Here is a 9,707-nt window from a genome sequence, read left to right as displayed (position 1 = left end):
GGCCCGGACCCCGTACGGGGTCCGGGCCTTCGCGCACCGGCAGCCTCCCTCACGCGGCCGCCGGGACCTGCACCTCCGCCGGGGTCAGGGCCAGTTCGAGCACCTGGCGGACGTCCGTCACCGTGTGCACGTCCAGCTTCTCCAGGACCTCGGCGGGGACGTCGTCGAGGTCCGCCTCGTTCCGCTTCGGGACGATCACCGTGGTGATCCCGGCGCGGTGCGCGGCGAGCAGCTTCTGCTTGACGCCGCCGATGGGCAGGACGCGGCCGGTCAGCGAGACCTCGCCGGTCATGGCGACGTCCGTGCGGACCAGACGGCCGGAGAGGAGCGACGCGAGCGCGGTCGTCAGGGTGATGCCCGCGCTCGGGCCGTCCTTCGGGACGGCGCCCGCCGGGAAGTGGATGTGCACGCCCCGGTCCTTCAAGTCGGCCACCGGCAGCTCCAGTTCGGCGCCGTGCGAGCGCAGGAAGGAGAGCGCGATGTGCGCGGACTCCTTCATCACGTCGCCCAGCTGGCCGGTGAGCTGGAGGCCCGCCGCGCCCGTCTCCGGGTCGGCGAGGGACGCCTCGACGAAGAGCACGTCGCCGCCCGCCCCGGTCACCGCGAGCCCGGTCGCGACGCCCGGCACCGCGGTGCGCCGCTCGGCCGGGTCCTGGGCGGACTCGGGCACGTGGTGCGGGCGCCCGATGAGGCCGCGCAGTTCGTCCTCGGTGACCGTGAACGGCAGCTCGCGGTCGCCCAGTTCGTGCTGGGCCGCGACCTTGCGGAGCAGCCGTGCGACGGTCCGCTCCAGGGTGCGCACCCCGGCCTCGCGGGTGTACTCGCCGGCGAGCCTGCGCAGCGCGCCCTCGTCGATGGCGACCTCGCCGGACTCCAGACCGGCCCGCTCCAGCTGGCGCGGGAGCAGGTGGTCGCGGGCGATGACGACCTTCTCGTCCTCGGTGTAGCCGTCGAGCCGGACGAGCTCCATGCGGTCGAGCAGCGCCTCGGGGATGGCTTCCAGGACATTGGCCGTCGCGAGGAACACCACGTCGCTCAGGTCGAGTTCGACCTCCAGGTAGTGGTCACGGAAGGTGTGGTTCTGCGCCGGGTCGAGGACTTCGAGGAGGGCGGCGGCCGGGTCGCCCCGGAAGTCGGAGCCCACCTTGTCGATCTCGTCGAGGAGGACGACGGGGTTCATCGACCCGGCCTCCTTGATTGCGCGCACGATCCGCCCGGGGAGCGCCCCCACGTATGTACGCCGGTGACCACGGATCTCGGCCTCGTCCCGCACGCCACCCAGGGCGACGCGCACGAACTTCCGCCCCATCGCGTGCGCGACGGACTCGCCGAGCGAGGTCTTGCCGACGCCGGGCGGGCCGACGAGAGCGAGCACTGCACCGCCACGACGCCCGCCGACGACCCCGAGCCCACGGTCGGAACGCCGCTTGCGCACAGCGAGGTACTCGGTGATGCGCTCCTTCACGTCCTGCAGACCCGAGTGCTCGGCGTCGAGCACCTCCTGGGCGCCCCGGATGTCGTACTCGTCCTCGGTCCGCTCGTTCCAGGGGAGTTCGAGAACGGTGTCGAGCCAGGTCCTGATCCACCCGCCCTCAGGGCTCTGGTCGCTGGCCCGCTCCAGCTTCTCGACCTCCTTGAGGGCGGCCTCGCGCACCTTCTCGGGGAGGTCGGCGGCCTCGACGCGGGCCCGGTAGTCGTCGGACTCGTCCTCGTCCCCCGACTCGCCGTTGAGCTCGCGCAGCTCCTTGCGGACGGCGTCGAGCTGGCGGCGCAGCAGGAACTCGCGCTGCTGCTTGTCGACGCCCTCCTGGACGTCCTTGGCGATGGACTCGGCGACGTCCTGCTCGGCGAGGTGCTCGCGCAGCTGCTCGGTGGCGAGCTTCAGACGGGCGACCGGGTCGGCGGTCTCCAGGAGTTCGATCTTCTGCTCGATGCTGAGGAAGGGCGAGTAGCCGGAGTTGTCGGCGAGCGCGGAGACGTCGTCGATCTGCTGGACACGGTCCACGACCTGCCAGGCGCCGCGCTTCTTCAGCCAGCTGGTGGCGAGCGCCTTGTACTCCTTGACGAGCTCGGCGACGGCGCCGGGAAGAGGCTCGGGACCGGTGTCGTCGAGCCGCAGCCCCTCCACCCAGAGGGCGGCGCCGGGCCCGGTGGTGCCCGCCCCGATGCGGACGCGGCCGCGCGCCCTGATGAGAGCGCCCGGGTCGCCGTCGGAGAGGCGGCCCACCTGTTCGACGGTCCCGAGGACACCGGTCGCGGCGTAGGTCCCGTCGATGCGCGGAACAAGCAGCACCTGCGGCTTGCTCGCACCGGAGGAGCGGGCGGCGGCCTGGGCGGCTTCCACCGCCGCGCGCACGTCGGTGTCGGACAGGTCGAACGGGACCACCATGCCGGGCAGCACGACCTCGTCGTCGAGCGGCAGCACGGGCAGCGTGAGCAGAGTGTTCGCCGTGTTGGACTCAGCAGCCATGATCTCCCCTTAGGCATTCAAGTTGAGCTATGCCGACTCAATGCATGTGAGCGCGGCATTGTTCCCCAGGGGGTGTTCGCTGTGAGCGATCGCCGCTGGGGCGGCGCGGATCCGAGGGGTCCGTGAACCGCCCGGCGGGGCGCGGGCGATAGAGGGGACGTGAGACTGTTCCGCCCCATGGGGGCCGACCGGGGGGACGACGACGCGGCGCTGCTGCGGGCCGTCGCCGACGGGGACGCACAGGCGCTGGCCGTGCTCTACGACCGGCACGCCGGGTGGCTGCACGCGCGGCTCACCCGGCGGTGCGCGGACCCCGACGTCGTACGGGAAGTGCTCCAGGACACCTTCCTCACCGTGTGGCGCTCGGCCGCCGCGCACCGGGGCGGGGAGGCCGGGGGCTGGCTCTGGGTGATCGCGGCCCGCCGCCTGGTGGACGCCGGACGGTCCCAGGCACGGGCCGTCGCGGCCCAGCGCGCCGCCACGGAGAGCGCCCCTACGCAAGCCGCACCGTCCGCCGAGGAACGCGTGCTCGCCGCGCTCGAGTACGGGGACGTGGGCACCGCGCTCGACCGGATCTCCCCCGAGCTGCGCGAGGTGCTCCGGGCCACCGTCGTGGACGGGCTCACCACCCGCGAGACCGCGCGGCTCCTCGGCATACCCGAGGGCACCGTGAAGACCCGGGCGATGCGCGCCCGCCGCGAGCTGCGCGCCGCGCTCGCCCAACTCTCCCCAGGCGGCGACCCGTTGGGAGGACTGACATGACCGTACGAGAGCCGGGGCGCCCGCCCTGGCACGTGACCGGCGACCTGGCGGCCCGCTACGCGACCGGCGACCTGCCGGAACCGGACGCGTGGTCGCTGGAGAAGCACGTGGAGTCCTGCGCGGACTGCGCGGGGGCGGTGTCGGCGGCGGTGCGGTCGGGGGTGGCCGGGCCGGTCCTGGACGGGGTGCGGGAGGCCGTGCTGGGGGTGGCGGCGGGAAATGCCTCCGCTCCGGCGGGCGGGGGGTGGGCCGGCCGGCCCGCCGGGGCGCCCACCGGTCGCGCGCCCCGGCTCCGCGCCCGTGCCGGACGCCTGCTCTGGGCCGTCGGTCCCGCGCTGCGCGGGGCCTGGGTCGGGGCGTTGCTCGTCGTGTGTGCGGGGGCCCTCGGGCTCGCGCACGGCGTCGGGTTCGGCGGGGCGCGGCCCGTGCTGTTCGCGCTGGCACCCGTGCTGCCGCTCGCGGGAGTGGGGCTGTCCTACGGGGCGCACGCCGACCCCATGGCCGAGATCACGTCCTCAACTCCCGGTGGCGGGCTGCGACTTCTGCTCGCCCGGACCGCCGCCGTGCTCGCCGTCAGCCTCCCGCTGCTCCTCGCCGTGGGCGCCGCGCTGCCCTCCGCGGCCGCCGCCCCGGGCGCGGCCGCACTGCTCCTGCCGAGCCTCGCCCTCACCCTGGCCGCCCTCGCCCTCGGCTCCTACGTCGGGTGCCGCGCCGCCACCGCAGGCACCGCCACGCTCTGGCTGCTCGCCGTGCCCGGGCCCGCCCTCGCGGCGTCCGGCGACGGCCGCGCACCCGGTGTCTTCCCCAGCGGCCCGCTCGCCGAGCAGCTGTCCCGCTGCCTCTCCGGGCCCGCGCCGCAGGCCGGTTGGGCCCTGGCCGCCGCGCTCGGCGCCGCCCTCCTCGGCGCGCGCCGCCACGCCTTCGACTTCCACCGCCGGACGGAGACCTCGTGACCGACCACCACCCCACCCCCACCGGCGGCGTCCGCGTCACCGGCGTCCGCGTACGCCACCGCAGGACCCTCGCCCTGGACTCCGTCGACCTCGCCCTCGGCACCGGAGTGCACGGCCTGCTCGGCCCGAACGGCGCGGGCAAGACCTCACTGATCCGCGTCCTCGCGACCGTCGCACGGCCCGACGCCGGGCGCGTCGAGCTGTGCGGCGCCGACATGGCCGGGCACCGCGAGCGGTCCGCGGCCCGTCGCCGGCTCGGCTATCTGCCGCAGGAGTTCGGGTACTACCCGGGCTTCACGGTGCGGGAGTTCGTGGCGTACGTCGCGTGGCTCAAGGAGATGCCGGGCGAGCGGACGGCGGCCGCGGTGGAGCGGGCGGTGGAGCGGGTCGGGCTGGCCGACCGCATCGACGCGAAGGTGAAGACGCTCTCCGGCGGCATGGTCCGCCGCGTCGGCATCGCGCAGGCCATCGTCAACGAACCCGACGTGCTGCTCCTCGACGAGCCGACGGCCGGGCTCGACCCGGAACAGCGCGTCGCATTCCGTTCTCTGCTCCAGGAGTTGGGGACGGCGGCCACGGTCGTCGTCTCCACCCACCTGGTCGAGGACGTCGCCGCGGCCTGCACGGAGGTCACCCTCGTCGAGGCGGGCCGGGTCGCCTACCGCGGCACCCCCACGACCCTCGCCGAGCTCGGCGCCGGGTCCCCCGACGACGGCTCGGGCGGCAACCTCATCGAGCGCGGCTACACGGCGGCCCTGCGCAGCCACCGGGCGGGCACGGCCACTACGGCCCCCAACGTCCGTGCAGAGGCCGCCCGATGACCCTCCTCGGCACCTCCCCCGCACCCGACACGGCACCCACCACCCCCACCCCCCTCTCCCACCGCCTCCGCACCCACCCCCTCACCACCGAACTCCGGCGCGGCATCGGCCCCTGGGCCGGGCTCGCCGTGCTGGTCGTCATCGCGTTCGGCATGGGCGCCCACACCAACGACTGGCAGGGCCACTGGGCCCGCACCTGTGACCTGCTGCGCTCGTCGGGGCTGCTCCTCGGCGGGCCCCTCGCCCTCGCCGCGGGGTGCTGGAGCGGAGGGCGTGAACGGCGGCGCCGCACCGGGGCGTTGCGGGCCTCGCTGCCCCGTACGCCGCTGCGTCAGACCCTGCTCGCCGCCGCGCCCGCCGTGCTCTGGCCCGCCGTCGGGTATCTGCTCGCGGCGGCCGGTTCCCTCCTCGCGACCTGGCCGTACGCGGGCGGCGGCCGCCCCTTCCTCTCGCTGATCGCGGCCGACGCGGTGGCCATCGCCTCGCTGTCGCTGCTCGGGTTCGTGGCGGGCCGCCTCGTCCCGTGGCGGCTCACCGCGCCGCTGCTCGCCGCGCTCGGTTACGTCGCTCTGGGCGCGCCCACCTACTCGGCGCGGAACAGCCGTTGGCTGAGCCCCGCCCTGGAGCACAGCTACGACTGGGACCGGCCGGTGTGGTGGTTCGGGGCGGCCGCGGCCGTCTGGACGGCGGGACTCGCGGCCGCCGCGCTGCTCGGGTACGCCGCCCGGGTGCGCGCCGTCGCCCTCGTCCCGCTGGCCGCCGCGGTCGGCGCCGCCGTACTCCTCGTACACACCGCCGACGACCTCTGGCGCCCCGACCCCGGGGCCGCCGCCCTGGTCTGCGACGACGGCGCCCCGGCGGTCTGCGTGACCGTCGTCGAGAGCAGGCTGCTGCCCGAGGTGAGCCGGGCCACGGCGGGGCTGCGGGCGAAGCTGCGCGGCGTCGAGGGCGCGCCGGAGCGGCTGGTCGGCGGGCCTTGGGAGGACGGGCCGGGGCACAGGCAGAAGCCTCGGTACGCCCCCGCGAAGGGCACGGACCGCCTCACCGGCCTGGAGTTCGCGGTCGTCCGCGACCACCTCACCGACCCCGCCCTCTACGCCAACTCCGCCGCGGGCGAACTGCTTCAGGACCACGACTGCACGAGTGCGGAGGCCGACGGCGACACCCGGTACGGGGAGCGCGCCACGAACATCAATGACGCCGTCGTCCAGTGGCTCGCCCCGGTGCCCTCCTTCTCGTACTACGGAGAGGGCGCCGAGCGGCAGTTGAAGAAGATCGAGGCGATGTCGGACGGGGAGCGGAAGGCGTACCTCACGAAGTACTTCGCCGCCGACCCCTGCGACCCGAAGCAGGTACCCGTGCCATGACCCACAACGGCCCCGCCCTCTACGCCCGCTCCCGCGCCCTCCCCCTCACCCTCGCCACCCTCGCCGCGGCCGCCGCCCTCGCCGCGTGGGGCGCGTACTGGGTGCAGGAACACCTCGGGTACGGCGGCAATGCCCGTATCCCCGTGGTGGTGCTCGCCCCGCTGCTCGCCGCCTCGGCGATCGGCACCGGCCTGCACAGCCACAGCGACGACCTCGACCGGACGGCGGCCCGCCCCTGGTGGCCACGGCGCACCGTCCAGCTCCTCGCCCTCACCGCCCTCTCGGCGGGCCTGCTCGCGCTCGCCGTGCCGGGGCACCCGGAGCGCTACGGCGCCCCCGCCCTCGTACGGAATCTGCTGGGCGACACGGGTCTGGCGGCGGCGTCGGCGGCGCTCGTCGGGGCGCGCCTGAGCTGGCTGCCCGTCACCGTGTACGGGAGCGCCGTGTATCTCGCCGCACCGCGGGAGCCGGGGGGCGCGTCCGCCGTCTGGGCCTGGCCGATGCAGCCGGGGCCGCAGGGGGCGGCCTGGGCGGTGGCCGTCGGGCTCTTCGCCGTGGGCGGCGTGCTCTACGCCTCGCGCGGGGCCCGCCCGGAGGAGTCCGGTCCGCGGGCCTGACGCCAGCGCCGCACCAGCGGCCAGGTGGAGACGCCGATCACCAGGGACAGCAGATGGCCCCAGTTGGTCATCGGGTCGGTGAAGGCGATCAGGTCGTCGACGAGCATCCAGCCGAACCCGGCGAGCACCGTCCAGCGCAGCCACGGCGTGAGCAGTCCGGCGAGCGCGCCGACGCTGGCGGCGACGCCGAAGCTGATGCCGTAGTCGAGCCGGTGCAGCGAGCTGTCGGGCAGATGGCCCGCCAACACCGAGAGCCCGACCGGCACTTCGGTGGCCAGGGTCGCCACGATGTGCCCGAGCAGGAAGACCCCGGCGGTGCGCAGCGCGCCGATGCGGCGTTCGAGCGCGGTCAGGACGAGCAGGAACCCGATGGCGTACGGGGAGGTGATGCCGCCAGCGATCCACAGCGCGCTGGCGACGAGGACGAGCAGCGGCTGCTGCGTGAGGTGCGCGACGTCCGTGCTGGAGCCCTGCTGCAGTCCGGACACGAAGGACGGGTCCGCGTACTGCGTGAGCAGCGAGGTCCCGGCGAGCACGGCCGCGTAGCCGAAGGTGAAGGGCGTGCCGGTGGGCGTCGGCAGGATCCGCCAGGGGCGCAGCTTCCGCCAGGAGGCGGTGGCAGCGGGTGCCGCGGCCGATGGGTGCGCCTCGGTGCTCCGGTCCGCGGCGGCCGCCTCGTCCGGCGCGGCCTCCACAGGAGGTCTCACTCCGCCGGCCCGGCCCTGCTGTCGCGGTATCCCGTCCAGCGTCGGGGCGGGCAGGGGCTCGGTGGCCTTCTGGGCAGCGGTGGAACTCAAGTTCACAGTGAGGCGCTCCTTCCGTCTGCGCCCACCCTTTGCCCAGTTTTGCGGCGCTGTCTATGACCGACGCCACGTGAGGCGCGATTCACAGAAGTTCACAGCAACCTCTCAGCTCAGTTCCGCGTTACGGGCAGCCCCGAACCGTCCGCCGCGAGTATCTGGCCGTCGGCTTCCGCGTCGCCCTGCACCCGCAGATCGACCTCGCCACCGAGCCCCGCTGGTCCCGCCAGTCCGGCACCTTCGGCTCCGGCGCCGAGACGACGGCGGAGCTCGTACGGGCGTACATCAGGGGACTTCAGGGACCCGAGCTCGGCCCGGACTCCGTCGCCGCCATGGTCAAGCACTTCCCCGGCGGCGGCCCGCAGAAGGACGGCGAGGACCCGCACTTCCCGCACGGCAAGGAGCAGATCTGCCCCGGCGGGCTGCGCGAGCTGCACCTCGCGCCCTTCAAAGGCGGCCATCGAGGCCGGGTGCTCGCAGATGATGCCGTACTACGGGCAGCCGGTCGGCACCGACTGGGAGGAGGTCGGCTTCGGCTTCAACAAGGGCGTCATCACCGGCCTGTTGCGGCAGGAGCTCGGCTTCGACGGCATCGTCTGCACCGACTGGGGCCTGCTCAACGACTCGTCCGTCTTCGGCGAGCCGCACGAGGCCGCGGGCGTACTCGCCCAGCGCCGCTCCCTCACCCCGCTGACCAACCACTCCCTGCCGCCCCTGTCGGGCCGCCCGAAGCTGTACGTGCAGGGGGTCGACGCGGAGACGGCCGCCGCATACGAAGACGTCGTCACCGATCCGCTGGACGCGGACGTGGCGGTGCTGCGCCTGAGCACCCCGTACGAGCACCGCGCGAACAAGTTCGAGTCCTTCTTCCACTCCGGGACGCTCGCCTTCCCCGAGCCCGAGCTGAAGGAGATCCTGCGCCTGCTCGACACGGTCCCGACCCTCGTCGGCATCACCCTCGAACGCCCCGCCGTCATACCGGAGATCGCCGAGCGGGCGGCCGCCCTGATCGCCGACTTCGGCGCGGGCGACGCGGCGGTCGAGGCGTCGCGCCCCGACGTGCCGAACGACACCGTCGACCCGGTGTTCGCGGTCGGCTCCGGCCTGCGGATCTGAGAAGACGGATCTGAGAAAACCCGCTCTCCCCGTCCGCACCTCATGGGTGAGGATGGGGAGCATGCACGAAGACACCAGCGCCCCGGTCGTGCTCGACCGCCGCGAGGGCCCCTACGGCGAGGTCGTGCTGCGCCGCCACGGCGCGCTGCTGCAGATCATCGCCAACGGCACGTTCCTGATGGACACTTCGGACGGCCGCTCCGAGCGCCTCCTCGTCGACGCGGCCCGCGACGCCCTGGACGACCGCCCCGCGCCGGGCGTCCTCATCGGCGGCCTCGGCGTCGGCTTCTCCCTCGCGCACGCGACCGCCGACCCGCGCTGGGGCCGGATCACCGTCGTGGAGCGCGAACCGGCCATCATCGACTGGCACCGGGACGGCCCCCTCACCGGCCTCTCCCGCACGGCCCTCGCCGACCCTCGTACGAGGATCGAACAGGCAGACCTCGTCGCGTACGTACGCGAGGCGTCGGAGACCTACGACGCCCTCTGCCTCGACATCGACAACGGCCCCGACTGGACCGTCACGGACGGCAACGACAGCCTCTACTCCCCCGCCGGACTCGCCGCCTGCGGGGCCCGGCTGACCCCCGGCGGCGTCCTCGCCGTCTGGTCCGCACAGCCCTCGCCCGCTTTCGACGACGCTCTACGGAATGCCGGGTTCCAGCAGGTACGTACGGAAGAGATCCCCGTTGCCCGAGGCGTACCGGACGTGGTCCATCTCGCCGTAAGGGCTGCGTAGCCGAGGTGCGGTCACGCCCCGTACTCTGCTGACCGAACACCAAGCGATCAGTGTCAGGGGCG

The 9,707-nt window shown here is 74.2% G+C and carries 9 protein-coding genes and 1 pseudogene; 8 read left to right on the top strand and 2 right to left on the bottom strand.

Annotation, left to right across the window (positions count from 1 at the left end):
* Nucleotides 1-49: 49 nt before the first annotated feature.
* Nucleotides 50-2,470, bottom strand: a complete 2,421-nt coding sequence (gene lon, locus ACFWYM_RS27320; protein WP_384842637.1) for an endopeptidase La — start codon at nucleotides 2,468-2,470, stop codon at nucleotides 50-52.
* A gap of 159 nt (nucleotides 2,471-2,629) precedes the next feature.
* On the opposite strand from lon, the gene ACFWYM_RS27315 reads away from it, so the two are divergent.
* The 5 genes from ACFWYM_RS27315 to ACFWYM_RS27295 are packed head-to-tail and all read left to right on the top strand — an operon-like array spanning nucleotide 2,630 to nucleotide 6,990.
* On the top strand, nucleotides 2,630-3,232 hold the full coding sequence (locus ACFWYM_RS27315) for an RNA polymerase sigma factor (protein WP_384842635.1): 603 nt from the start codon (nucleotides 2,630-2,632) through the stop codon (nucleotides 3,230-3,232).
* On the top strand, nucleotides 3,229-4,185 hold the full coding sequence (locus ACFWYM_RS27310; protein ID WP_384842632.1) for a zf-HC2 domain-containing protein: 957 nt from the start codon (nucleotides 3,229-3,231) through the stop codon (nucleotides 4,183-4,185). The genes ACFWYM_RS27315 and ACFWYM_RS27310 overlap by 4 nt, the downstream gene beginning before the upstream one ends.
* Entirely contained in the window at nucleotides 4,182-5,006 is an 825-nt protein-coding gene (locus ACFWYM_RS27305) for an ABC transporter ATP-binding protein (protein ID WP_384842629.1), read from the top strand. Before ACFWYM_RS27310 ends, ACFWYM_RS27305 begins: the two co-directional genes overlap by 4 nt.
* Complete coding sequence (locus ACFWYM_RS27300; protein WP_384842626.1) at nucleotides 5,003-6,373, top strand: hypothetical protein; 1,371 nt, start codon at nucleotides 5,003-5,005, stop codon at nucleotides 6,371-6,373. Before ACFWYM_RS27305 ends, ACFWYM_RS27300 begins: the two co-directional genes overlap by 4 nt.
* A complete protein-coding gene (locus tag ACFWYM_RS27295; RefSeq protein WP_384842623.1) occupies nucleotides 6,370-6,990 on the top strand; it encodes a hypothetical protein in 621 nt (206 codons plus the stop codon). The genes ACFWYM_RS27300 and ACFWYM_RS27295 overlap by 4 nt, the downstream gene beginning before the upstream one ends.
* Here the strand turns inward: ACFWYM_RS27295 and ACFWYM_RS27290 are convergent.
* Nucleotides 6,942-7,793 (bottom strand): rhomboid-like protein, encoded by an 852-nt coding sequence (locus tag ACFWYM_RS27290; RefSeq protein WP_384842620.1) that lies wholly within the window; start codon nucleotides 7,791-7,793, stop codon nucleotides 6,942-6,944. The genes ACFWYM_RS27295 and ACFWYM_RS27290 overlap by 49 nt on opposite strands.
* 80 nt (nucleotides 7,794-7,873) lie before the next feature.
* Here ACFWYM_RS27290 and ACFWYM_RS27285 point away from each other — a divergent pair.
* From ACFWYM_RS27285 to ACFWYM_RS27275, 3 genes and pseudogenes are all read left to right on the top strand, one after another.
* Nucleotides 7,874-8,182 (top strand): annotated as a pseudogene (locus tag ACFWYM_RS27285) (glycoside hydrolase family 3 N-terminal domain-containing protein); the annotation flags it as partial.
* Nucleotides 8,183-8,270: 88 nt separating this feature from the next.
* Nucleotides 8,271-8,906 carry a hypothetical protein gene (locus tag ACFWYM_RS27280; RefSeq protein ID WP_384842617.1) on the top strand — a complete coding sequence of 212 codons (636 nt, stop codon included), beginning with the start codon at nucleotides 8,271-8,273 and terminating at the stop codon, nucleotides 8,904-8,906.
* A gap of 61 nt (nucleotides 8,907-8,967) precedes the next feature.
* A complete protein-coding gene (locus ACFWYM_RS27275) occupies nucleotides 8,968-9,645 on the top strand; it encodes a spermidine synthase (protein ID WP_384842614.1) in 678 nt (225 codons plus the stop codon).
* The last annotated feature ends 62 nt before the right edge of the window (nucleotides 9,646-9,707 follow it).

Origin of the sequence: Streptomyces sp. NPDC059009, from assembly GCF_042740175.1 — a bacterium.
Classification (GTDB): Bacteria; Actinomycetota; Actinomycetes; order Streptomycetales; family Streptomycetaceae; genus Streptomyces.
This window is presented reverse-complemented; position numbering and strand designations above follow the sequence as displayed.